This is a genomic window from Acuticoccus sp., assembly GCF_965213555.1.
Classification (GTDB): domain Bacteria; phylum Pseudomonadota; class Alphaproteobacteria; order Rhizobiales; family Amorphaceae; genus Acuticoccus.
Genome location: NZ_OZ243890.1, coordinates 3,338,875 through 3,361,605, shown reverse-complemented (window position 1 = coordinate 3,361,605; position 22,731 = coordinate 3,338,875). Strand labels below are relative to the sequence as shown.

20 protein-coding genes, 2 pseudogenes and 1 CRISPR repeat array are annotated in these 22,731 nt (G+C 66.8%); of the genes and pseudogenes, 12 read left to right on the top strand and 10 right to left on the bottom strand.

Features of this window, described 5'->3' with window-relative positions; all coding sequences use genetic code 11:
- The 3 genes and pseudogenes from ACOOE8_RS15765 to ACOOE8_RS15755 form a co-directional block, all read right to left on the bottom strand.
- Positions 1–629, bottom strand: a pseudogene (locus ACOOE8_RS15765) (recombinase family protein); the annotation flags it as partial.
- Positions 619–942 carry a DUF2924 domain-containing protein gene (locus ACOOE8_RS15760; protein WP_420392375.1) on the bottom strand — a complete coding sequence of 108 codons (324 nt, stop codon included), beginning with the start codon at positions 940–942 and terminating at the stop codon, positions 619–621. The pseudogene ACOOE8_RS15765 and the gene ACOOE8_RS15760, both read right to left, overlap by 11 nt.
- A gap of 93 nt (positions 943–1,035) precedes the next feature.
- Positions 1,036–1,197: a DUF3489 domain-containing protein gene (locus ACOOE8_RS15755; RefSeq protein WP_420392374.1), complete on the bottom strand. Its 162-nt coding sequence runs from the start codon at positions 1,195–1,197 to the stop codon at positions 1,036–1,038.
- Between the two features lie 644 nt (positions 1,198–1,841).
- On the opposite strand from ACOOE8_RS15755, the gene ACOOE8_RS15750 reads away from it, so the two are divergent.
- The 12 genes and pseudogenes from ACOOE8_RS15750 (at position 1,842) to cas2e (ending at position 14,398) form a co-directional block, all read left to right on the top strand.
- Positions 1,842–4,142, top strand: a complete 2,301-nt coding sequence (locus ACOOE8_RS15750; RefSeq protein ID WP_420392373.1) for a DUF3604 domain-containing protein — start codon at positions 1,842–1,844, stop codon at positions 4,140–4,142.
- Between the two features lie 97 nt (positions 4,143–4,239).
- Complete coding sequence (locus ACOOE8_RS15745; RefSeq protein WP_420392372.1) at positions 4,240–5,178, top strand: tripartite tricarboxylate transporter substrate binding protein; 939 nt, start codon at positions 4,240–4,242, stop codon at positions 5,176–5,178.
- A 68-nt stretch (positions 5,179–5,246) separates the two neighbouring features.
- Positions 5,247–5,657, top strand: coding sequence for a tripartite tricarboxylate transporter TctB family protein (locus ACOOE8_RS15740; RefSeq protein ID WP_420392371.1), 411 nt, complete (start codon positions 5,247–5,249; stop codon positions 5,655–5,657).
- A 13-nt stretch (positions 5,658–5,670) separates the two neighbouring features.
- On the top strand, positions 5,671–7,149 hold the full coding sequence (locus ACOOE8_RS15735; protein WP_420392370.1) for a tripartite tricarboxylate transporter permease: 1,479 nt from the start codon (positions 5,671–5,673) through the stop codon (positions 7,147–7,149).
- Positions 7,150–7,851: 702 nt separating this feature from the next.
- Positions 7,852–8,523 (top strand): hypothetical protein, encoded by a 672-nt coding sequence (locus tag ACOOE8_RS15730; protein WP_420392369.1) that lies wholly within the window; start codon positions 7,852–7,854, stop codon positions 8,521–8,523.
- Positions 8,524–8,535: 12 nt separating this feature from the next.
- Positions 8,536–8,934: a hypothetical protein gene (locus ACOOE8_RS15725; RefSeq protein ID WP_420392368.1), complete on the top strand. Its 399-nt coding sequence runs from the start codon at positions 8,536–8,538 to the stop codon at positions 8,932–8,934.
- Between the two features lie 1,080 nt (positions 8,935–10,014).
- Positions 10,015–10,593, top strand: coding sequence for a hypothetical protein (locus ACOOE8_RS15720; RefSeq protein WP_420392367.1), 579 nt, complete (start codon positions 10,015–10,017; stop codon positions 10,591–10,593).
- A pseudogene (gene cas7e, locus ACOOE8_RS15715) lies at positions 10,586–11,704 on the top strand (type I-E CRISPR-associated protein Cas7/Cse4/CasC). Before ACOOE8_RS15720 ends, cas7e begins: the two are co-directional and overlap by 8 nt.
- A gap of 95 nt (positions 11,705–11,799) precedes the next feature.
- Positions 11,800–12,393 (top strand): type I-E CRISPR-associated protein Cas5/CasD, encoded by a 594-nt coding sequence (cas5e, locus tag ACOOE8_RS15710; protein WP_420394729.1) that lies wholly within the window; start codon positions 11,800–11,802, stop codon positions 12,391–12,393.
- A complete protein-coding gene (locus tag ACOOE8_RS15705) occupies positions 12,390–13,166 on the top strand; it encodes a type I-E CRISPR-associated protein Cas6/Cse3/CasE (protein WP_420392366.1) in 777 nt (258 codons plus the stop codon). The genes cas5e and ACOOE8_RS15705 overlap by 4 nt, the downstream gene beginning before the upstream one ends.
- 1 nt (position 13,167) lies before the next feature.
- Entirely contained in the window at positions 13,168–14,094 is a 927-nt protein-coding gene (cas1e, locus tag ACOOE8_RS15700; protein ID WP_420392365.1) for a type I-E CRISPR-associated endonuclease Cas1e, read from the top strand.
- A 1-nt stretch (position 14,095) separates the two neighbouring features.
- A complete protein-coding gene (gene cas2e, locus ACOOE8_RS15695) occupies positions 14,096–14,398 on the top strand; it encodes a type I-E CRISPR-associated endoribonuclease Cas2e (protein ID WP_420392364.1) in 303 nt (100 codons plus the stop codon).
- A gap of 345 nt (positions 14,399–14,743) precedes the next feature.
- Positions 14,744–15,430: a CRISPR direct-repeat array (repeat unit 29 nt; unit sequence GGCTCCCCCGCACGCGCGGGGATCGACCC).
- A gap of 227 nt (positions 15,431–15,657) precedes the next feature.
- On the opposite strand, the gene ACOOE8_RS15690 is transcribed toward cas2e, so the two are convergent.
- The 7 genes from ACOOE8_RS15690 to ACOOE8_RS15660 all read right to left on the bottom strand — a co-directional run bounded on the left by ACOOE8_RS15690 (position 15,658) and on the right by ACOOE8_RS15660 (position 22,728).
- On the bottom strand, positions 15,658–16,536 hold the full coding sequence (locus ACOOE8_RS15690; protein WP_420392363.1) for an NAD(P)-dependent oxidoreductase: 879 nt from the start codon (positions 16,534–16,536) through the stop codon (positions 15,658–15,660).
- A gap of 10 nt (positions 16,537–16,546) precedes the next feature.
- The gene (locus tag ACOOE8_RS15685; protein WP_420392362.1) at positions 16,547–17,308 is read right to left on the bottom strand and encodes an SDR family NAD(P)-dependent oxidoreductase; all 762 of its coding nucleotides are present in this window, start codon (positions 17,306–17,308) and stop codon (positions 16,547–16,549) included.
- Positions 17,309–17,571: 263 nt separating this feature from the next.
- Entirely contained in the window at positions 17,572–19,512 is a 1,941-nt protein-coding gene (locus ACOOE8_RS15680) for an AMP-binding protein (protein ID WP_420392361.1), read from the bottom strand.
- Entirely contained in the window at positions 19,493–20,212 is a 720-nt protein-coding gene (locus ACOOE8_RS15675) for an ABC transporter ATP-binding protein (protein ID WP_420392360.1), read from the bottom strand. Before ACOOE8_RS15675 ends, ACOOE8_RS15680 begins: the two co-directional genes overlap by 20 nt.
- Positions 20,209–20,889, bottom strand: a complete 681-nt coding sequence (locus ACOOE8_RS15670) for an ABC transporter ATP-binding protein (RefSeq protein WP_420392359.1) — start codon at positions 20,887–20,889, stop codon at positions 20,209–20,211. The genes ACOOE8_RS15675 and ACOOE8_RS15670 overlap by 4 nt, the downstream gene beginning before the upstream one ends.
- A gap of 56 nt (positions 20,890–20,945) precedes the next feature.
- Positions 20,946–21,860 carry a branched-chain amino acid ABC transporter permease gene (locus tag ACOOE8_RS15665; RefSeq protein ID WP_420392358.1) on the bottom strand — a complete coding sequence of 305 codons (915 nt, stop codon included), beginning with the start codon at positions 21,858–21,860 and terminating at the stop codon, positions 20,946–20,948.
- Positions 21,853–22,728, bottom strand: coding sequence for a branched-chain amino acid ABC transporter permease (locus tag ACOOE8_RS15660; RefSeq protein WP_420392357.1), 876 nt, complete (start codon positions 22,726–22,728; stop codon positions 21,853–21,855). The genes ACOOE8_RS15665 and ACOOE8_RS15660 overlap by 8 nt, the downstream gene beginning before the upstream one ends.
- Positions 22,729–22,731: the final 3 nt, after the last annotated feature.

Here is a 22,731-nt window from a genome sequence, read left to right as displayed (position 1 = left end):
CTCCTTGAGCCGTCGCAGCGAGCCGACCTCGAGGTAGGTGCGAAACAGCCACCGCACGGTCTGCGCTCCGACCTCGTTGACCACCAGTCGCCGCTCGTGCGCTTCGTAGCCGTGCGGCGCCAAGCCGCCCATCCACATGCCCTTCCTCTTGGACGCGGCGATCTTGTCCCGGATCCGCTCGGCGGTGACCTCCCGCTCGAACTGCGCGAACGACATGAGCACGTTGAGCGTGAGCCGGCCCATCAAGGTCGTCGTGTCGAACTCCTGCGTCACGGACACGAACGAGACGCCGTGCCGGTCGAAGCGCTCCACGTTGCGCGAAGTCCCCGAGCGCACGGGTCAGCCGGTCAACCTTGGTGACGACCACGACGTCGATGCGTCCGGCGTCGACATCGTCGAGGAGCCGCGCGAGCGCATGGCGATCGATGGTCCCGCCCTAGTAGCCCCCCGTCGTCGTAGCGCGTCGCGAGCGCCGACCACCCCTCCCCGGCGTGCGACAGGACATAGGCTGCGCAGGCCTCGCGCTGGGCATCGAGGCTGTTGAAGTCCTGCTCGAGCCCTTCCTCCGTGCTCTTGCGCGTGTAGATCGCGCAGCGCAGGCGGCGGTGGCGCGTCCGTTCAGCGACCATTGCCCTGACGCACCCCGAAGAAGCGCGGTCCGGACCAGCGCGCGCCCGTGATCGCGAGCGCCACGGCCAACAGCAAGGGGTAGGACCGCCCGTTCCACACGCAGCCGTCGGCCGTCACGTCGACGACGTGCGTTCGACCGCCCCATTCGCGCACCAGCCGTGTGCCATCGACCGCCACGCGACACAGCGCTGCGATCGGATCGCGTCCGCTCGGCGTGGCGACGAGCTGCCGAGCGATCGCCGTGGGAAGTCCGCCCTGCTCCCTCGCCGTCGCGCGCCAACCGATCGCGCGCTCCATCAGGGCCCGCTTCACCCCCTTCGGGGGCGGTTGGCGATAGGTCGCCACCCACCGCTCGACGAGTTCCGCGCGAGAAGGGAGCCGCGGGTCGTCGGCCGCCTTGACCGCTTAGGAGGCATCGGCCTGGTCGGCCTCGATGCAATAGCGTCGCACCCCGTCCTCCCCGACCGTGCCGGTCAACCGCCGACCGAGCGACTTACGCACGGTCCCCGACAAGAAGCCTCGCACCGAGTGGGCTTGCCATCCCACCGCGGCCTGCATCTCCGCCAAGTTCGCCCCCTCAGGTCGCTGCAGCAGCGCCAACTGGATCCCGGCCTTGGTTCGCCCCTCACCTTGAGTCGCTCCGGGCTCCCGTTCAGCCCACTTTCCTCGCGCCCCTACTCACGCTCGACCGCCGCGGGAAGTCCAGTCGGTCCTCCGCCTGGCAGCGTCATCCGGAGGCTTGAGGCCGCACGGCGAAGAGAGACATCGACACCAACATCGGTTGATGACTCAGTGCAGACGACCTCTGAGCAGAACCACCGTTCGGCCTGATGCCGACCTTCTGCGCGTTCGGGTCCCCGCGCAAAATCGACCATGCCTGAGGTCGTGTGGCGTTACCCGTTAAGGCGTCTCGTTCTGGACTGGCGTCCGTTGGAAGGAACCGCAAGCGCGAGCGGCCCGCTGCGATCTTAATCGAGCCGAGTACGGCACCGTCACCTGCGCTGACCTCGTCGACGCCGCGCGCGAGTCCGTCGAGGCCGCTTCAACATACTGATCGCCTTCGCTTTCAACCAACGGAGGCCAGTTCAGACGACGGACACGCCAGCGGGCAACTTTAGTGCGCCAACACGGTTCGCATTCTCTTGTCTGGCGTTTGACGTTGCAACTTGCTGAGCGGTGCGTAGGCTGCCCTTTCAAACACGGACGCCGCCTTGGCAAGCCTTCCCAATCCCGTCCCGCTTCACCTCGTCGGAGAGGCGTCCTCTCGCACCGTGCCGGGCGACGACCGAGCCCTTTATGGCACCGCCATCCTCGAGGGCCCCACCGTCGTCGAAGTACGAACCTACCAGACCTTCCGGATCCGCTATTCGACGGGGAAGCTGGGGATCGACGACACCGGTGGAATTGCGATCGCAATGCGGCAGATCACCGATGCTGGTCCGCTCCAGGCACGCGACCCCGGCGCGCCCAACTACGTGACGGCTAGGAGCTCAGGCGAAGGGAACCTCGTCGTTACATTCGAGGCGGGTATGCGGCCTTGGGCCGGCGTCGTGCGAGTTCGCCAACAAGGCGGGTATTTGAAGCCTGGCGAGACCATCGATGTCACGATCGGTGATACTTCCGGTGGCTCGCCCGGCATGCTGATGCCGACCTTTTACGACAGCGGCCTCGTCTTCCGCGTGATGTCTGACGTCCAGGCGACCGGGATCTTCGTGCCGCTGCCCGACACGCTTTTGTCGGTTGCCGTGGTCGCGGGTCCCCACCATCGCCATCTAGCGCTCCTCCCGACATTGCGCCGGCCAGGCGAGAGCTTCCACCTCGGCGTCAAGTCTGAGGACAAGTGGGGCAACCCCACCCGTCAGGGACCAACCACCTTCCACGTCGCCGCGACGCTCCCCGTCGACGGCTTGCCAGATACGATCGCCTTCGCTCCGGAGGCTGGAGCCATGACGTTGGAAGGCCTAAGGGTCGCGCAAGAAGGTGAGCTGCGTTTGACGTTGACGGCCGAGGACGGCAGCGAGACCGAGGTCGGCCCACTGATGATCCGCGCCGGAGATGTTGCGCACTTTTGGGGCGATCTTCACGGCCAGACCGGCGAAACCGTCGGAACCAACACGATCGAGCATTACTTCGACTTCGGGCGCAATAAGGCCTTCCTCGAGGTCACCAGCCATCAGGCCAACGACTTCCAGGTGAACGCCGCGTTCTGGTCGCACCTCAACACACTGACCGCGAAACTAAACGAGCCGGGTCGCTTCACGGTGCTTCCGGGCTACGAATGGTCCGGCAACACCGCAGTCGGCGGCGACCACAACGTCTTCTACCTCGACGAAGGCGCGCCGATCTACCGCTGTAGTCACGCGCTCGTTGCCGACCGCTCCGATGCCGAGACCGACGCGTACACCCTCACCGATCTCTACGCTAAGCTCAACGCCGAAGCGACCGATGCGGTCATGTACGCTCACGTCGGTGGACGCTACGCCAATATCTTCTACGATCACGACCCGACGCTAGAGGCCGCCGTCGAGATCCATTCGGCCTGGGGCAGCTTCGAATGGATCCTGACCGACGGCTTCCCGATGCGCCGACGCGTCGGCGTGGTGTGCAACAGCGACGGGCACAAAGGTCGCCCGGGCGCAAGCTACCCGGGCGCTTCGGTCTTCGGCGCGGTGGGCGGACTGACCTGTTTCGTCATGGACGAAAACACCCGCGCCTCGGTATTCGAGACGATTCGCCGCCGTCATACCTACGGTACCACGAGCCCGCGCGTATTCATCGACATCGCGGCCGAACTGCCGGACGGCGGGACGCTCTACCACCGCAATCCCGCCGCCGCGCCGAACACGGCCACCGAGACGGTCACGCGCTGTACGCTCGGCGACATCGTCCGCGCAAACGGGACACGGGCCCTGATCGACGTCACCGTGGCCGCGCCGAAAGGCGTCGTGGATGTGGAGTTGCGCGATGGCTCCGAGATGCTGGCGCTCGTCCGCCCGTACCGTGATGCCGACCTCGGCTCGCGCATCCGCGTCATGTGGTCTGGCGCAGAGTACCGTGGGCGCGGCCGCAACACGCTGTGGCAGGGTCGCGCGATCTTCGAAGGGGCCCGCATCCGCAGCTTCGAGCCGGTAAACAAGCTGAACCCGGAAATGTTGCTCGACCAGGCTGGCTCGCGAGAGGTCGTGTGGAAGGCCGTCACGACCGGTAACATGATGGGCTTCGACGTATGGCTCGACGAGACGGACGGCGCTCGTCTCGACATTCGCACCAAGCTCGGCGAGCTCGCAGTAGCGCTCTCGGAGGTCGGCGTTGAGCCGGTCCGCCTCGATGCCGGGGCGCTCGCCCGCGAGCTTCGGGTCCAGCGGCTCCCCGATGCGCCGCTCGCGCGCAGCATCAGCCTACGGCACGACGTGGAGATCGCAGAGGCGGGCGACACCCCGATCTGGATTTGCGCTACCTTCGAGGACGGAAACCAGGCCTGGACGAGCCCAATCTATCTGTTCCGCGATTGATGCCGTCTGGCGGACGGCAACCAGGCGCCCAGACGGTGGCCCGGTTCTTGGACGCAGATAGGGCCTTGGCAAGACACATACCGAATGGAGGACTGAGGTGGTGAGAAGCATCGTGTCGACGGTATCTGCCGCATTCGTGGCGGCGACGATGCTGGCAGTTGCGCCAGCGCACGCCGACTTCCCTGAAAAGCCGATCACGCTGATCGTCCCGTTCGCGGCGGGGGGCAGCACCGAGACGATGGCCCGCGTGTTCTCCGAGGCGTTGGGGCGCGAGCTCGGCCAGCGCGTGATCGTTAAGACCCGGCCGGGCGCGGGCGGCGCGATTGGGGCTACTGAGCTCTCCAAGGCGCCGGCCGACGGCTACACGATCATGTTCTCCACGTCGCCCGTGCTGATGTGGCCACCGCTCACACAGGACGTCAGCTACACGCTCGACGACTTCACGCCGATCGCGCAGATCACGGTCTACCAGCAGGCCATCGTAGCCAGAGCGGATGCCCCGTTCGATACGTTCGAGGACCTGATCGCGTACGCGAAGGACAACAGCCTCAACTACGCCGACCAAGGGGCCATCACGAAGGCTTACATCGACTACATCGCGTCACAGGAGGATATCTCCTGGACCGGCATCCCGACCAAGGGCGGCGGTGAGGCCATGCCCTTCCTGCTCGGCGGCAAGGTGGACTTCACCTACTCCGGTGGCGTGCACGGCCGTTACGGCGACAAGATGAAGGTTCTGCTTGCGCTGGTGGACGGACGCCTCATGGGCGATCCGGACATTCCCTCGATCAAGGACATCTACGGGATTGCCATGCCGAGCCAGGGGGTCGTTAGTGGTCCCGCCGGGCTCCCCGAGGACGTCGTTGCCAAGCTTGAGGCCGGCATTGAGGTGGCGGTCAAGGACGAAGAGTTCGTCAAGCTCCTTACCGAGAACCTGAGCTTCCCAGTTACGTTCGTGGGCGCAGCCGAACTGGATGCGGACCTCGATGAGACCAACGAAGGGCTGAAGAAGGTCGTCGAGACCGTCGCTCGGTGATCGCGCAGGAGAACACGGAGGCGGAACAGCGATCCGCCTCCGCCATCGACGTTGGCCTCGGCATCATCATGGCCGGGCTGGCGTCGGTGGCGGTGTTCTGGCTGGTTCCGGCTGAGGTGAGCACGGAGGCGACCGGCACCGATGTGTCGCCTGCGTTCATTCCACGCCTTGCGGCCATCGTGATCCTGGTCCTGTCGCTCGGTATGGTGGCGCATCGCGTCGCGTTCGAGCACCCCGCCGGCGGCTGGCAGCGCGGCCGTGCGATCGCCATCGAGACGTTTGCGCTCTGCGCAGGCGCCGCGCTGGTTTCGGTCGCGATCCCCCTCGTGGGCTTCCTTCCCGTGGCGATGGTAGTGATTTTCGCCGGCGGCCTCTTGGCGCGCTACCGCCTGTACTGGGCGCTTGCCCTTCTTGCGGTGACCTTCCCACTCGTCGTCGACTACGGCGCGTGGGCGATCTTCTTCGTCGACCTGCCGTGAAAGCCGCGCGCCCATGATCGAGAGCCTGCTTGCCGGCTTCGAAGCGGCCTTCACCCTCTACAACCTAGTCTTCATCGCGTTCGGAGTGGCGCTCGGCATCGTCATAGGTGCAATACCCGGCCTCGGCAGCGTCACCGCCCTCGCCGTGCTCATCCCGCTCACCTACTACATGCAACCCGTCACCGCGATCGCCTTCCTCGTCGGCGTAAACAAGGGCGGCACGTCCGGTGGCGCAGTGCCAGCAATCCTGCTCAACTCCCCCGGAACGCCGGAGGCAGCGGCGTCCGCGCTTGACGGCTACCCGCTCACGCAGCGCGGCGAGGCTATGCGAGCGATGAAGTTCGCCCTCTTCTCCTCAGTCACGGGAGATTCGATCTCGGACGTCCTCCTCATCCTCCTTGTCGTCCCGTTCGCAGCCATCGCCCTAGAGTTCGGCCCGCTGGAGTACACGGCGGTCCTCCTGTTCTCGTTCGCGCTCCTTTCGGGCATCTCGACAGGGTCGACCGTCAAGGCGCTGATTGCGATCTTCCTTGGAGTGTTCCTCGCCAGCATTGGGCTCGACCCGGTGACGAGCGGAGAGCGAATGACGTTCGATCGCATCGAGCTATATGACGGTCTGCCGCTCGCGGGGCTTGCCATTGGCGCGCTCGCCATGGCCTCGGTGCTGCAAGAGCTCATCGACATGCGACGCAACACGAAAGCCACCGAGGCGATAGGCGGGCGGATTGAGTTCACCCGCACGTCGCTGCCGATCGGCGAGTTTTTCAGCTATTGGCGCACGATCGTCCGGTCGGCGATGATCGGTTCCGGCGTCGGGATGTTGCCAGGTCTCGGCGTCTCGCTCGCGGCGTTTCTGAGCTACGGCGCCACGCGCCGCGCCTCCAAGCACCCCGAGACGTTCGGAACCGGCAATCCGGAAGGCATCATCGCGACCGAGGCGGCCAACAGCGCCGTCGTCGGCTCCAACCTCGTCCCAACCATCGCGCTCGGCGTCCCAGGCAACATCGCCGCGGCGCTCCTCATCGGCGCGTTCATGATCCACGGCATCGTGCCGGGTCCGTTCATGCTGACGATGCACGGCGACGTGATTTACGCACTGTTTGCCTCGATGCTCATGGCGAACGTCATCCACCTCGCGATCGGTCGGGTCGGCATTCAGATCTGGGGCTGGTTCGCGCGGCTGCCGAAAGGGATGATCCTTCCGCCCGTCCTCGTCATGTGCATTGTCGGCGTCTACCTGCCGACGCAGTCTCTGTTCCACGTCAGCGTTATGCTGTGCTTTGCCGTCGTCGGTTTGCTCCTGCGGCGGACTGGCTTCCCGGCCGTATGCCTCGTGATCGGCTTCCTGCTGGGCGGATTGTTCGAGACATCCTTGCGTCAGTCGTTACTACTCTACAAGTCAGACTTTAGCATCGTGCTTGAGAGTCCGATCGCAATGGTGTTTCTTGTGCTGACGTTATTCATCCTTGGCCGTTCAGTGATCCGCTCTTAAAGAATAATAGTATTCGATGGAAGATTTACCCCCTTCAACTGCAACAAATTCCTACATGACAGATGATGTAGTTGGAGAAGGCAGGGAACAGCTACGGTGATGCACTACGATCGCGAAAAGGGACGTTCAAGGGAAACTGACGAGCCTCTTGCGTTGCCAGGTGAAGGTCGAACATTGCTGCCAGGCATTTAAGGTCTCTGAGCGCAGCCCCTGCAGTGTCCTAGGCCAGTCGAGGCGATTTAGCGCCAGCTTTCAAAAACAGCTAAGAACGAAAGCTAGCCGGTGAACGATAGAGTGCGAGTTATGTGTCGCTGCAGCCTTCTTCAGACCGATGCACCACAACGGATACCCCGCATCGGCGCTCACAATAACTTGGCACGAAAGTCAATATTCAACCGCCACGCGCGCTGCAGCTAGCTAAACGCGTCAAGCCCACGCAATGTTCATTCTAGGAATAGATCCTATTGGATTTGAGGTGATATTTTGGCAACTCTAGGTTTAAAAAGCCGCCCCTGTCGCCGTTGGCACGATCGATCAGGTTCTGATGGCGGGGCTCAAAGTGAAGCATGCCCACCTGCGGGGTGCCGCACTGTCGCGCAGCCTTCTCGTAATCGACGAGGTCCACGCTTCAGACACCTACATGAACCGTATTGCACGAAACCTCGTACGCGATCACCTCGCGCTCGGCGGGCGGCTCTGTTGATGTCGGCGACGCTCGGGTCGGGGGCCCGGGCCGCATGGCTCGGACAGCCGGCGCCGGATCTGGAGGAGGCCGAGCGCACGCCCTATCCGGCGCTCTGGCGCTCAGACCAGCCGCACCCTCTCCCCTGCAGCACCGCATCCGACACGGCGCCCGCCAAGACGGTCGAGCCGTGCCTCGTGCCGACAATGGACCCCGAAGAGGCGGCGCGGTTCGCCGTCGAAGCCGCTGATAACGGTGCGAGGGTTCTCGTGGTGCGCAACACCGTGAAGATGGCGGTGGCGACATGGGAGGTCATCGTCGCCATGGCCCCGTCGCTGCTTCTCGAAGTGGCGAACGGACCCGCATTGCATCACTCACGCTTCGCCGCCGAGGACCGCCGACGCCTCGACACAGCGGTCGAAGGCGCTCTGGGCAAGGGCTCGCCGACGCGTGGCCTCATCGCCGTCGGCACCCAGACGCTGGAGCAGTCTCTCGACATCGATGCCGATCTTCTCGTAACCGACCTGTGTCCGATCGATGTTCTCTTGCAGCGGATCGGGCGACTGCACCGGCATTCGAACCGCAACCGGCCACCAGGCTTCGAGCAAGCGCGCGTTCATGTGCTCTGCCCGAGCAGGGGGCTGGACCTCTTGGCGCGGGAGGGACGCTTAGAGAACGGGCTCGGGTCGTGAGAGGCCGGCGGCGTGCTCAGCGGTGTCTACATTGACCTGCGCGTCATCGAAGCGACCCGACGGCTCGTCGCGACGGGCGAGCTGTGGTCGATCCTCCGCGACAACCGGCGCCTCGTGGAGGGCGCGACCCATGCCGAGGTGCTCCAGCGGATCGAGCGGGGGCTGGGTTGGCAGGACCACGCCATGAAGGTCGAGGCTAAGGCCGTGGCGGAAGCTCAGCACGGGGCGCTTCTGTCCCTCGATCGTTCGGCGCCTTTTCCGTTCAAGGAAGAGTTCCCTGATGCCGACGAGGTGGTGCAGACGCGCCTCGGCTCCCAGGGGCCGCTCTTACAACTCCCCGGGGCACTCTTGGTGCGTTCGGTGAGCCGATCTCACAGATCGCCCCGCCCGCGCAATGGTGCCACGGACTGACGGGCAATGAAGCGGTCGCGACCGAAGTGAGCGGCAACGCACTACAGTTAACTGTTGCTGACAAGACGTTCACCTACGACCGGGCGGGGCTTCGGCCCTTGGAAGCGAAGCAGTGAACCTCCTGACGGACCCCCTCATCACGGTCGATTCGGGGGACATGCTGTCCCTCCCGGCGCTCTTCGCGGCAAGCGCCCGAGGGGAGGTTCCCGGCTTTCGCCGGCTGCGCGCCCATCAGCGCACGGCGTGGCACATGTTCCGCGTTCAGCTCGCGGCGCTCGCACTGCACGCGGGCGGACTGTCAGAGCCGCTCGTAGATGCTCATGCGTGGGCCGCGCTTCTGAGGGCGCTGACGCCCGAGCTCGGCGACGACCCGTGGTGCCTCGTGGTCGAGGACCGGACCCGGCCGGCCTTTCTCCAGCCGCCTGATCCGGGCGGCCTCAAGTGGGAACCGGTCCGGACGCCCGACGAGCTCGATCTTCTGATTACGGCGCGCAATCACGATCTCAAGCGGGCCATTGCCTCGAAAGCGACTGCGGACGACTGGATCTTCGCTCTCATCAGCTTGCAGACGTCCGAAGGCTACGGCGGATCGGGCAACTATGGCATTGCGAGGATGAACGGTGGCTCGTCCAGCCGTCCTTTCCTCGGCCTTGCTCCTGTCGGCGAGCGCACCACGCCGGACCCGTCGGCCTGGTGGCGGCGCGACGTTGGCGTCCTCCTCCGCAATCCCAGTCCGTTCCTAACGTCCGGTGGACCTTCGTTGCTATGGTGCTTGCATTGGGCAGAAACGGACATACTCGCGGCACAAGACATGGATCCATGGGCGATCGAGGTCTGTCGCCGCATCAGACTTGTCAAAGGCGGCCCGCTGATCGTCGCGCCCCGCGGCCGGGGAAGCCGCGCGTATCGGGTTCCAGCAAATGCTTGTGGCGGCTGCGCGGCGCGAATTGACCCGTGCGTTCGGGGCCGTCCCAAGCGCCTCGATCCATGCGCCGCGCGCCAGAGCGCGCGCTCGGGCGCGGCTCGAAGGCAAGCTCTCCCATGCCGGCCTGACCGCAGTCGAGAGAAAGGACGCCAGACATGTCTCAGCCGGACAACACCTCAACCTCTGACGCCGGCACGATCGCCATGTCGATCGCCGGCATCCTGGCGCAGCTCGGCAGTGGGGAAAGGGCGAGCTTGCGGCGTCTCGACGAGGACGCAGCGGGACCGGCTTACTGGCGTCTCGTCGCCCGTCACGAGGTGCCGGCGCGCTGGGCTCCCCTTGTCCGTGCGCTCGCGATCCTGACGCCGAGGGCGACGGCAAACGACGACACCGAGCGTCCCAGCTTGCACGATCCCCGACGCAAGCTCGGCACCGTCCTTTGCGACGGTGGCCTGCCCGACTGGCCGGGACAGTCGCCGCGGCCTGTCCTGAGCGAGCGCCGCCTCGCCCAGCTTCTCGCCGCACGGGAAGCACAGCGCACCATCCTCCTCACGCGCGCCATCCGCGCCGTGGCCGTTCGTCGCGACCCGCGCCTCGGGATCGACGTCGCCGATCTCGCCTTCGCGTTTCTGCGTAGCAACGACGCCGGCGCCATCGCTGGCCCCTACTACCGCCGCCTCGACCAGGCCGAACGCACGGAGCGCACGGCCGAAAAGGACGTCACCGATGCCTGAGCCGCGCTTCCTCCAAATCCATACTCTAACCTCCTATCCTGCCGCGCTTCTCAATCGCGACGACAGCGGCCTCGCCAAACGGCTCCCGTACGGCGGCTCACAGCGCACGCGCATCGGCTCGCAGTCCCTGAAGCGTCACTGGCGCATGGCGGACGATCCCCATGCCCTTCATGCGATCGACGGTGCCGACGCCGCCTTCCGCTCGCGTGAGCTCGTCACCCGGAAGGTCCTCGGAGGACTGAGCGCCTCGAGCGAGGTTCTGAAGGCCCTAGAGCCGTAGTTTCAGGTCGCCGTCTACGGTGACAAGGGGACGACAAAGTCCGCGCGGCAGACGCTTCTGTTCGGCGAGCGGGAGATCGCCTGGTTGCGCTCGGAAGCCGAGCGCATTGCGGCAAAAGCCGACGGCGATCCAAAGGCCGCGAAGGCAAAGGCGGAAGACTGGCGTAAGGCCTTCCGGGAAAACATCAAGGCGATGCGCGACGGCGCGGCGCTGCCGGGCGGTCTCACCTCAGCCCTGTTCGGCCGCATGGTCACGTCTGATCCAGCCGCGAACATCACCGCACCCGTTCACGTCGCACACGCCTTCACCGTCCACGGCGAGGAAACCGAAAGCGATTACTTCACCGCTGTCGACGATCTGTCCGAGGACGAGCCTGGGGCCGACACGATCCAGGAGACGGAGCTGACGAGCGGGCTCTATTACGGTTACGTCGTCGTCGACCTGCGCGGGCTCGTTGCAAACCTCGGCCCCGCGGCGCCCGACCTCGCCGGGCCGGTACTGCACAACCTCGTCCACCTGATCGCCGAAGTTTCACCTGGGGCCAAACTCGGCTCGACGGCCCCTTACGCACGGTCGAGCCTCATGCTTCTCGAGGTCGGAGATCGGCAGCCGCGCTCCCTCGCCGAGGCGTTCCGAGACCCGGTTGAGCCAAAGGCATCAAAGGCCGCGGCGCGTACTGAAGGGCATCTCGCCGCTCTCGACGCGGCCTACGGGACCGGGGAAGAGCGCCGTTTCCTGTCGCTCCTCAAGACCGACCTCGCCGCGGCGCGACGCAGCACTCTGAAAGAACTCGCGGACTGGGCCGCGGATCTGCCGGGCCGCCTTGCATGACGCGACGCTGGCTACGGCTCCGGTTTGCCGCGCCGATGATGTCGTTCGGGGCGGTCGCGGTCGATCAGGTCGGCCCGACCTAGCGCTTCCCGGGCCTGTCCATGCTGACCGGTCTGCTCGGCAATGCGCTCGGATGGGACTGGACCGAGCGAGATGCCCACCAGTCGCTGCAGGACCGGATCATCCTTGCCGCAGCTCTCGTCAGCGAAGGAGAGATGCTGACCGACGTACAGAATGTGCAGCTGCGAGCCACCGACCGGAGCTGGACGACGCGGGGGCGTTCTGAGGGGCGAGCGGGCGCCAGTTACTCCGCGCCCCATCGCCGCCATCGTGATTTCCTCACAGATGCTGAAGTGGTCGTCGTCCTGACGCTGATGCCCGAAGAACCGTCGCCTACCCTCGACGGTATCCGCGCCGCACTGATGCGGCCGGCCCGTCCGCTTTTTCTGGGACGCAAGTCTTGCCTTCCCTCCGCGCCGCTCCTCGGCTTCTCCGACGGGATGGACATCATTGAGGCCACCGACGCCTATGCCGCGCTGCACCGAGCGGTCGGCGCTGAGGGGACGTGCGCCTGCTGGCCGGAGGGGGAGGGCCCAGGGGGCATGCGCACACTCGACCTGGCGGATCTTCGTAACTGGGACAGCGGCCTCCATGGCGGAACGCGGCAGGTGCATGAGGGGCGGTTGTGACCTTGCACCTCGTCCGCCTTTCGGTCGATCTCAGCGCCCTCGCAAGAGCCGCGGGAGAGCGCGGCTGGGCGCGGCAACGTGGCGGGACCTTCGACGAAGGCGCTGCCCTGCATCATCTCTTGGGTGAGACCTTCGGTCCGGCCGCACTGCAACCCTTCAAGCTGTCGGTTGCGCCGAGGAAACGGCTGGGGACGCTCTATGCTTACACCGCCGAACCGCCCGATGCGTTGCGCGACCTGGTGTCGGCCACCGCGATGCCGGAGGTGGTGGCAGCCCTCTCGCCGGGAAGACTGGAGGCGAAGGCGATGCCCGCGACATGGACCGCAGGTCGCCGGCTCGGGATCGACGTTCGCGTCAGACCGGTCGTGCGGCTCGCGTCCGGCCTTGAGGCGCCCGACGACCGCAGCGGACGCAGGGCACATGGTTTTGCCAAGGGCGCGGAAGTCGACGCCTTCCTCGCCGAAGCGCTTCGGCAGCCCGAGCGACGGGCGATGGCCGAGGCGGAGCGGACACGCGAGGCCGTCTATTGCGATTGGCTGCGCGAGCGCCTGAACGAGGCGGCAGGATTGGAGGACGCAAGTCTCGCCTCGTTCCGTCGAACCTCGTCGGTGCGCAACGGTAAGACTCACGAAGGGCCGGATGCAGTCCTCCACGGCACGGTTCGCATCCTGGACCCCGAGGCGTTCGCTGTTCGCCTGCGGCGCGGCGTGGGGCGGCACAAGGCTTACGGCTACGGCATGCTCCTTCTGCGTCCGCCGGGACCCGCGCGCTGAGATGCTCCTCGGCCGCCTCGGGCTCGACACCGCACGCATCCCCCACGCCGACCGCCACGGTCTGATCTGCCTCGACCGCGGGCGGCTCGAGGTGGAGGACGGGTGCCTGCGCTTCGTCACCGCAGGCGGAACGCTCGCACCGGGCGACTATCAGGTGCCGCATCAGTCGGTCTCGGCCATCCTTCTGGGCCCCGGCTCGACCCTGACCCACGACGCTTTCCGGCTTCTCGCGCGGCATGGTTGTGCGCTGTGCGCCATCGGCGAGGGCGGCGTGCGGCTCTATACGGCGCCACCTCTCGGACCCGACAGTTCCGCCCTCGCCCGCCGCCAGGTCGACCTCTGGTCGAAGTACAAGACGCGCATGGAGGTCGCACGACGCATGTACGCCATGCGCTTCGACGAGATCGTACGAACGCGTGACATCGAGGTTCTGCGGGGTATGGAAGGCTCGCGGATCAAGCGCGCCTACACGCTGGCCGCGGAACGCTTCGGCGTGACCTGGCATGGGCACCGCTACGACCGCGCCGATCCGATGGCCGCGGATCTGCCTAACCAGGCACTCAACCATGCTGCTGTCGCGGTGCAGGCGGCCGCGGCGATCGCCGTCGCGGCAACGGGCACGATCCCGCAGCTCGGCTTCATCCACGAGGACTCCGGACAGAGCTTCGTCCTCGACATCGCAGATCTCAGACGTCACGACGTGGTCCTCGACATTGCGTTCGGGGCAGCGAGGAAAGCGGCGACATCGCGCGAAAGCGTGGACCGGCTCGTGCGGACCCGCGCTGCGGAGATCTTCCGCAAACGTGGCGTAATCCCCGGGTTGATCGACGCAATAAAATCCGTGCTCGATCTCCGGGAGGAGGGTGAGTCGGCGGCCGGGCAGAACCCCGACGACCCCGCCCCTGAGGCCATCTCGGACGCGGAATGACATGCCTCTGTGCGTGGTGGTGACGCGAGACGTCGAGGATCGCTACCGAGGGTTCCTGGGTTCGGCGATGCTCGAGATCGCACCCGGGGTCCACGCGCACCCGCGGATGAGCGCCGGTGTTCGCGAGCGACTATGGCGTGTGCTCGTCGAATGGCATGCGATGCTCGGCCGAGGCAGCATAGTGATGACATGGGCCGACACCGCCGCTGCGGGAGCTCTCGGCACGCGTATCCTCGGTGAGCCTCCCAAGACGATTGTCGCGCACGAAGGGGTGCTCCTGGTCCGCCGTGCCTTGCGCACGTAATGTCCGTCAGGACTTATGCTCTTTGACATCGCTGTCAGATCAAGCCTTTATGCGGCAGAGGCTCCCCCGCACGCGCGGGGATCGACCCTGGTTTATGGTGCGCCCTTTACCCCTTCTCGCGGCTCCCCCGCACGCGCGGGGATCGACCCGGTGTCTCTTACTCGGCCGATGCCGAGGCTTAGGCTCCCCCGCACGCGCGGGGATCGACCCTTCGTGGTCCCGGCGATCTCGCTCGTCGACCAGGCTCCCCCGCACGCGCTGGGATCGACCCCAGATGGTGCAGGAGGGCTTCGACGAGTTCCTGGCTCCCCCGCACGCGCGGGGATCGACCCCTGGTGTGGCTCCGTCGTCCCCCGCACGCGCGTGGATCGACCCGGCTCCCCCGCACGCGCGGGGATCCCCCGCACGCGCGGGGATCGACCCGTTCCCAGCTACTCCTTCATGGCTCCCCCGCACGCGCGGGGATCGACCCGTGATCGAAGCAGTGGACCGTCTGGTCAAGACGGCTCCCCCGCACGCGCGGGGATCGACCCCGGACGACGTGCGGGCCGTCCACGGTACGGTCGGCTCCCCCGCACGCGCGGGGATCGACCCTCGGCGTGAGGGTGACACGCGGAGGATCGATCCGGGAACCATTCGGCTCCCCCGCACGCGCGGGGATCGACCCTTGATCGAAGCAGTGGACCGTCTGGTCAAGTGGGCTCCCCCGCACGCGCGGGGATCGACCCCTTGCTCAAGGTTGGACCGCAGGGTCTACGCTGGCTCCCCCGCACGCGCGGGGATCGACCCATCTACGGGACAACGACCGCAAGTTCGGCGGGGCTCCCCCGCACGCGCGGGGATCGACCGTTGTTCACCGAGTCGGGGATCTGCGCCTGCTCGGCTCCCCCGCACGCGCGGGGATCGGCCCGGACCGGTGGTGCCGTCGAACGAGGCGTCGATGGCTCCCACGCATGCGCGGGGATCGACCCTGGAGGTAGCCCGCCTCCTTCTCCGCCGTCTGGGCTCCCCCGCATGCGCGGGGATCGACCGCGATCCCGGAGAGCACGGTGTTGCGGCAACGGCATTGTTGGCTCCCGCGCGAGCACGGGGATAAGGCTGCCTGCTCCGAACCGCCAACGGCCGGGTTCTGTCGAGTAGCTCAATCTGCAGGTGTTCCGATCGCTCCGTCACGCCCGCGAAGAAAGCACCGTCTGGCGCCGCCCTGCAACGCAGAACGCCCATTCGGCTCGCGGCAAACCGCACGATCAGAGACTTATTCACCCATCCCGGCCACGTTCATCCATCCCGGCCACGCTGCGCCAAGTGCGATACGTTTCGTCGTCAAGCTTGTCCAGAACGCCCGTCAGCGCGTCGATCGCCGGAAACGCACCGCCCACCTCGTCGGCCGCCTCACGTGCGAGGGCGATGTCCTTGCGGATGATCGAGACGAGCGAGGCGAAGTCGGCGGGCGACCTCGCCCACGCGCCGTAGGCCGCTGGCGCGTCCTCCGGCGAGGCGGAGAAGAAGTTGCGCCCGGACGAGGCGTCAAGGATCGGTATTAGCCGGTCGAACGACAGGCCCTGCGCCGTGGCGAGCTGGAACGCTTCTGCGCAAAGGATGATGTTCTGGATGCCAATCAGGTTGTTGATGATCTTGACCGTCTCGCCGGAGCCGAGCGGCCCGCAGGCGAACACCGTGCGCCCCATCGCCTCCAGCAACGGACGCACCGCCGCGACGTCCGCGTCCGCACCGCCGGCCATGATCGCGAGCGTCCCCTCCTGTGCGCGCACGATGCCGCCGGACACCGGCGCGTCGACGACGCGGATGCCGGCAGGGGCGACCGCGTCCGCCACCTCACGGACCACCGCTGCCGTGACCGTGCTCATGATGATGAGGACGGGCGGGGTGCCGGCCACCTGGTCCGCCACCGTCCGCGCAACCTCCTTCACCTGCTCCCCGTTCGCGACGAGGAGGATAACCGCATCGCACTTTGCGCATTCGCCGGCGTCCCGCGTGACGGCGCCGATCCCCTCGAAGGTGGCGAGTGCGGCGGCGTCGACGTCACACGCCATCAGCCGGAAGCCGGCCCTCGCGACGTTGCGCGCCATCGGCGCCCCCATGTGACCGACGCCGACCACTGCGACCGTCTCGAGCATCCCGTCCCCCTCAGTAGATCGTCACGCCGGAATCGACGGGGATCACCTGGCCGGTGACGATCCGCGACTCGTCCGAAGCGAGGTAGACGGCGAGGTGGGCGACGTCGATCGGCTCGCCGAGGCCGACGAGGTGCATGTCCGCCAGGCGCTTCAGGTCGGCGTTGACCTCCATCATCGTGGCGACCCGGTCCGACATCGTGACCGAAGGGGCGATCGCGTTGACGCGGATCTTCTGGCGGCCGTAGCTCTCTGCCATGTGCCGGGTCAGCGCGGTCACACCGCCCTTCGCCGCCGTGTAGCAGGCGCGCCCCGGCAGGGCCATCAGCGCCACCATCGACGCCATGTTGATGACCGAGCCGCCTCCGGACTTCGCGATCTGCGGGATCGCTACCTTGGAACATAAGAACGTACCGAAGAGGTCCAGCGTGATCGCCCGCCAGAACTCCTCGACCGGCGCGTTGACGACGTCCGCGTCCGCCTGCGTCGATCCGCCGGCGACGTTGGCGAGCGTCGTCAGACCGCCGAACCGCTCCACGGCGGCGGCGACGGCGCGCGTCACCTCCGCCTCCTCCGAGACGCTGGCTACGACGGTCTCGATTTCGCCCAGCGGTGAGGTGGCGCGAGCCGCGTCCGCAGTCGCGGCGAGCGAGGCCTCGTTGATGTCGCAGGCCATCACGTTCGCGCCCTCCGCGCAGAACCGCTCGCACATTGAGCGGCCAATGCCGCCCCCGGCGCCCGTGATGAAGACGATCTTTCCGTCGAGCCTGCCCATGGCCCCTCCTTCAGTTGGACCGGTGCGGGGTCGCACCACGCGAGTGAACGCCATCAGCGCCGCGTTGCAGGTGGTCCCAGCAGGACGGTTGCAATCGTAGTTCCCCCGCTTAATCCGATGTTGTTGACGATGACGTCGCCCCTTACTGCCTCCGTGCGCGCGTAGTACGGGCGGCGCGCGTCAGCGCCGCGCCGATCCCCTGCGACGTGCCGAGGATAGGATGCGCTGTCCCGGCAGATGCAGATCGATGGCCGCACCCCTCTTCAGCGCCCGATGGCGGCGCGGATGTCATCGACGGCGTCCGGGTTCTGCAGCGAGGTCAGGTCGCCCGGCGGCCCGCCGCCGTAGACACTGCGGATGACACGCCGCATCACCTTGTTGGAACGCGTCTTCGGCAGTTGGGCCACAACGTGCACCGCCTTCGGCGTGAACGGCTTGCCGAGGTTGGTCGCCACCGTTGCCGCGATCCGTTCGGCGACCCCGTCCGCCGGTGCGCCCGGATGCAGCACCGTGAAGACGACGAGCGCCTGCCCCTTCGCCTTGTCCTCCACGCCGATGACTGCGATCTCGTTCACCTCCGGCACCGTAGCGGCGATCTCCTCCACCTCCGCGGGACCGACGCGCTTGCCGGCCACCTTGATGGTGTCGTCCGACCGGCCGAGCAGGAAGAACGTGCCGTCCGGGTCACGCCGGGCCAAGTCGCCGTGGATCCAGATGCCCGGGATCGCCTCCCAGTAGGTCGAAAGGTAGCGCTCGCGGTCGCGCCAGAAGGCCTGCGTCATGCCGACGAACGGTTCCATGATGGCGAGCTCGCCCACCGCACCGCGCACCGGCTCGCCGGAGGGTCCGACGACGTCGACGTCCACTCCCGCGATCGGTCCGGCAAAGCCGCTCGGCACGATTGGCTCGACGGGGACGTTGGAGAGAAGCCCGCCCGAAACCTCCGTTCCACCGGTGTAGTTGATGACCGGGACCTCAGACCGGCCGAAGGTGCGGAAGTACCAGGCGAAGTGCTCCGGCGAGATCGTCTCGCCCGCCGTGATCAAGATGCGGATGGACGACAGGTCCCCGCGCACTGCAACGGCCTCATCTGCGGCCATCGCGCGGATCAACGTCGGCGACGAGCCGAAGTGCGTTACGCGATGCGTCTCAACGAGCTGCGCCATGCGCGAAAGGTCCGGCATGTCGGGCGCGCCGTCGTAGCAGACCAGCGTCGCTCCGAGGAGGAGCGCCGAGCTCATCACAAGGCTACCCGCGATCCATCCCATGTCCGCAGGCCAGCAGTAGACGCTGTCCGCCGTGACGTCGAAGCACAGGAAACTGTCGTTGAGGATCTTGGGCGGAAAGCCGCCGTGAGTGTGGACGGCGCCCTTCGGCTTGCCCGTCGTGCCGGAGGTGTAGATCACCATGAACGGGTCGTTCGGGTCCATTCGCTCGGCCGCACCGGCGTCGGCGGGGCAGCCGACGGCATCGGACCAGGCGAGGAAACCGTCCGGCAGCGGCGCTTCCGCCCCGGCGACGACCACGAACTCCAGCGACGGGACGCGGCGCTTCACGTCCTGCGCGATGGTGATTCCATGTACGAAACGTCCGCGGCGGGTGAACCCGCGCGTGGTGATCAACGCCTTCGCCTCACAGGCGGCGAGGCGGGAGACGATGGCGTCCGGCCCGAAGCCGGAGAACAGCGGCGAAACGATCGCGCCGAGGTGCGAGATCGCCAGGAACGCGATCACCGCCTCGACCCCGTTCTCGATCAGGAGGCCCACGCGGTCGCCCCGTCCCACGCCGCGCGCCTTGAGCCCTGCGGCCATCGCAGCGGAGCGTTCGCGCAGCTCGCGGTACGTCACGCGGCCGGCGGGGCCCGACTCACACTCCGCGACGACGGCCAGCGCATCGGCGCGCGCCTGGTCGTCCGCGAAGCGGTAGACGGTGTCGACCCAGTTCAACGCGCCGCCGGGGAACCAACGCGGAAACTCTCGCCCAGCTGAGAAGTCGGCGCCGGCTGCCGGTGGCGTCGACCAGACGAAGCCCGTCTCGGCGAACAGCGCGCGCCAGTAGGCGAACGGCTCCGCCCGCGCGAAGGCGCGCAGCGCGTCGTAGTCCGCGACGCCGACGCGGGCAGCAAGGCGCGTCGCGTTGGCGCAAGTGAGGTGCCGCTCGGTCGGAGTCCAGATGGCGCCGATTTCAGATGCCGAGGTAGGCACGTTGCACCTCCGGGCTTTGAGCGAGACGGGCGGCGGCGTCGTGCGCGACGATCGCCCCGTTCTCCAAGATGTAGCCGCGGTCCGCGACCTGAAGCGCCATCTCCGCGTTCTGCTCTACCAGCAGGACGTCGACGCCGTCGCGGGCGACCCTGGCGATTGTCTCGGCGATGCTGTCGACGACCGCGGGGGCGAGGCCGATGGTCGGCTCGTCGAGAAGCAGGATCTTCGGGCCGTTCATCAGCGCCCGCGCGACGGCGACCATCTGCTGCTGCCCGCCGGAGAAGCTGCCGACGACCGTGGACTGCCGGTCCGCGAGATCCGGGAACAGCTCGAACACCCGCTCGAGGTCCCGCCTCACCGCCGCGCCAGCTTCCCGCGCGTAGGCGCCGACCTCAAGGTTTTCGCGCAGGGTCATTGTCGTGAACAGGCGCCGCCCCTCCGGCACCAGCGACAACCCCCGGCGCACCAGCGCGTCGGTGGAAAGGCCGGTGACGTCCTCGCCGAACAGTGTGACGGTCCCTCCGGACGGTTTGACCAGACCGCAGATCGTCTTGATAAGGGTGGACTTTCCCGCCCCGTTCGCCCCGATGATCGTCACGATCGAGCCGCGCGGCACCTCCAGCGAGACGCCGTTGACCGCGGGAACGACGCCGTAGCGGGCGGACAGACCATCAAGCAACAGGCTTGGCGCGGGGCTCAAGGCGTTTGCCTGTCCTGCCGGTGGCCGATGTAGGCGGAGATCACCTCGGGGTTGGCGCGGATCACCTCCGGCGTTCCCTCGGCCAGCTCCTCTCCGTGGTGCAGGACGACGATCCGGTCGCAGACGGACATGACGGCCTTCATGTTGTGTTCCACCAGAAGGATCGACGCAGCATGCTCGTCGCGGATGCGGCGGAAGACGGCGAGCGTCGATGCGACTTCCGTGGCGTTGAGGCCCGTCAGCGGCTCGTCCAGGCACAGGAGCTTCGGCCGAGCCGCGAAGGCGATGCCGATGGACACGAGCCGCTGGAGCCCGTGAGGCAGCGTGCCGGCGACGTCGGAAAGATGCGGCGTGAGACCCAGCAGTTCAGCCGTCTCGTCGACGGCCACGTCCCGCTCGGCCCCGCGCCTCAGCCGGTGCATCGTGCCGACCCGCAGATTGGCGGCGACCGTCATCGTGCGCATCAGGCTGGTGTGCTGGAAGGTGCGCACCAGGCCGGCGCGGCTGGTCGCGACCGCCGATCGGCCGGCCGCTGGTTTGCCGAACAGCGTCAGCGTCCCGCGCGTCGGCTTCACGAAGCCGGAGATCAGGTTGAAGGTCGTCGATTTGCCAGCGCCGTTCGGACCGATAAGGCCGAGGATTTCCCCCGGTTCGATCTTAAATGACAGGTCAGACACCGCGACGAGCCCACCGTAGCGCTTCGTCAGTCCCTCCGCGACAAGCAGCGGTCCGCTCATCCGCGCCTCCCGACCCGGCGCGCGGCCGTTGCAACCGTCCCGACAATGCCCTTCGGCATGAGGAGCACCGCTAGAATGATCGCTGCGCCGTAGAACATGTGCTCGCCAGCTCCGAGCCCGACAGCGTAGCTGCCGAGGAAGACGAGCAGCAGCGCCCCCGCAACGGGACCGAGGATATGATCCTCCCCACCGACCTTCACGTAAGCCAGCGCGAAGGTGGACAGGAAGAACGAGAAGTCGCCTGGGCTGATGACGTTGTTGACGAACGCATGCAGCGAGCCTGCAAGCCCAGCCGCGAACGAGGCGATCGCGAAACAAGTCACCTTGATGAGCGTCGCATTCAGGCCGACGGACACCGCGACGTTCTCGTTGTCGCGCAGCGCGGTCAGCACGGTGCCGAAGTCCGACTTCTCCAGCGCCGCCAGCACGAAGATCAGCGCCAGCGAGACGAGGACGACGAACGGCATCATCCAGTCGTCCATCGCGCGCGGTGGAAAGATGCCGATCATGCCGGAGTTGCCGCCCAACACCGGCGACTTCGTGTACAGAATGCGAACGATCTCGGTGAACGCGAACCCGATCAGCAGGAAGTATGGCCCCTTCGTACGCAGCGTGATCGCCCCGAAGGCGACCGCGACGAGGGTGGCCGCCACGCCGCCCGACAGGAGCGCCACGACGAACGGCATCCCGAACAGCGTCGTCGCGCTCCCGGCAGCGTAAGCGCCGATGCCGACGAACGCGGCGGTCGCAAAGTTCAGTTCGCCGATGAGGAGAACGAACCTCAGGCTCGACGCGATCACCGCGGCGATGGCGATCCAGGAGATCAGCGAGGCGGTGTAGCGGTCGTCCACCAGAAGCGTCGCGGCCAGGAGCGCCGCCGCCGGCAGGGTCCAAGGCCAGAGCTTACCCACGGCCGAGGAGCCCCTGCGGACGCACCAGAAGCACGACGATGACGAGCGCGAACGTGGCGACCGTCGCCGTCGACGGGTCGTAGTAGTACCCTCCCACGGTCTCGATAAGCGCAATGAACAGCCCGCCGACGATGGCCCCCGGCACGCTGCCGAGCCCGCCAACGATCACTGCGATGAAGCCCTTGATGAGATAGTCGGCGCCGATGACGGGCGTGACGACGGAGATCGGCGCGATCAGCACCCCGGCCAGCGCGCCGAGGCCGGTGGCGATCATGAAGCCGGCGAAGGCGATGCGGTCGTAAGGGATCCCCTGCAGCATCGCCGCCTCGTGGTCGATCGAGACGGCGCGGAGCGCCTGGCCAAGCTTCGTCATCGTGAGCACCCAGTAGAGCCCGCCCGTGAAGGCGATCGCTGCCACGCACAGCGCGAGCCGCTGCGTCGTGATCGCGGCGCCGAACAGGTTGACCCTGCCGTCGAAGATCTCCGGCACGGGGCGGACCGCGCCCCCGAACAGCTCAAGATACAGCCCGTCGAGAAACAGCACGAGTCCGATCGCGAGGATGAACGAGCCGATCAGGTCGCGCTGGAAGAACCGAAACCCGCCCTGATAGATGACGAAGCCTAGGGCGAGCGACGCCGCGATGCCGGAGAGCGCCGCGAGGAGGTAGCCGAGCAGCAGGGGAAACCCCGCCGCATCCAGGACAGGCACCAGCACCGCGACCATCATGGCTGACAGCGCGAACACGTGCCCGTGCGCGAAGTTGACGATCTTCATCACACCGAAGATGAGCGTCAGCCCCAGCGAGAAGAGGATGTAGACCGCCCCGATTTGGAGCGTGGTCACGGAAAGCTGGATGGCGGTCTGCATCCT